General features: G+C 63.7%; 1 protein-coding gene. It reads left to right on the top strand.

Translation table 11 applies throughout. The annotated features are described in order from the left end of the window. Positions 1 to 81: 81 nt before the first annotated feature. Positions 82 to 1,220 (top strand): IS3 family transposase gene (locus AWC25_RS10085; RefSeq protein ID WP_142278777.1). Its coding sequence is split into 2 segments (ribosomal slippage): positions 82 to 352 and positions 352 to 1,220, totalling 1,140 coding nucleotides; the frame shifts between segments, so codons are not numbered across the junction. Positions 1,221 to 1,250: the final 30 nt, after the last annotated feature.

Raw genomic sequence — 1,250 nt, 5'->3', positions numbered from 1 at the left:
TTGAGGTGAGCCCGTCGTAGTGGTCCAGTTGTTATGCGACTCTGTTGCCCGAGTGTTCGGGCAGGAAGAATCGACAACGACATGGCATCGAACAAGCGCCGGCGGCATACGCCGGATCAGATCATCCGCAAGCTGGCCGAGGGCAACAAATTCCTCGGAGCAGGCCAGGAACTGGCCGAGGTGTGCCGGCACCTGGAGATCGCCGAATCGACGTGGCATCGCTGGCTGGCCCAATACGGCGGCATGAAAGCCAACGAGGCCAAGCGGCTCAAAGAACTCGAGGCCGAGAACGCCCGGCTCAAGAAGCTGGTCGCCAACCAGGCCCTCGACATCGACATGCTCAAGGACCTTTCGGGGGGAAACTTCTAACCCCGAACCGCAAGCGCCGCGCCGTGGAGGTGCTGCGCGAGCGGTTCGGGGTGTCGCAACGCCGCGCCTGCACGGTGGTGGGCATCCACCGTTCCACGATGCGCCTGAGCCGGCCTGCGGTCACTGCTGAGGAGGCCGAGTTACGTGCGTGGCTGCGCCGGTTCTCCACTGATCGGCCTCGCTGGGGGTGGCGCCGGGCGGCGAAGATGGCTCGCCGGGCTGGCTGGCAGGTCAACAACAAGCGGATCCGCCGGCTGTGGCGCGAGGAGGGCCTGCGGGTTCCGCAACGCCGCAGGAAGAAACGGTTGACCGGTATCGGCGTCGCTGTGGGCGCAATGTCGCCAATTCGTCCGAATGTGATCTGGGCGATGGACTTTCAGTTCGACACCACCGCTGATGGCCGGACCCTCAAGATGTTGAACGTCATCGATGAGTTCACCCGCGAAGCACTCGCGATCGACGTCGACCGCAGCATTGACGCCGATGGTGTTGTCGATGTCTTGGATCGGCTGGCCCTCACTCACGGGGCGCCGCACTACGTGCGCTTCGACAACGGTCCGGAGTTCGTGGCTCACGCAGTCAGCGATTGGTGCCGATTCAACAGTGCCGGTTCACTTTTCATCGATCCCGGCTCGCCGTGGCAGAACGCCTGGATCGAATCGTTCAACGGCCGGCTACGCGATGAACTGCTCAACTCGTGGCGGTTCGACTCGCTTCTGGAAGCCCGCGTCATCATCGAAGACTGGCGCGCCGACTACAACGCCAACAGGCCCCACTCCGCCCACGGCGAACTCACCCCAGCCGAGTTCGCTCTACAGTGGACCACGACCCACCAACCCCAAGCCGCATAGCGACTGGACCACCAAACGGGTCCCTCTCAC

This window comes from Mycobacterium sherrisii (assembly GCF_002102355.1).
GTDB classification, from domain to species: domain Bacteria; phylum Actinomycetota; class Actinomycetes; order Mycobacteriales; family Mycobacteriaceae; genus Mycobacterium; species Mycobacterium sherrisii.
The sequence above is the reverse complement of the archived record's forward strand: the minus strand, read 5'-3'. Positions and strand labels throughout refer to the sequence as shown.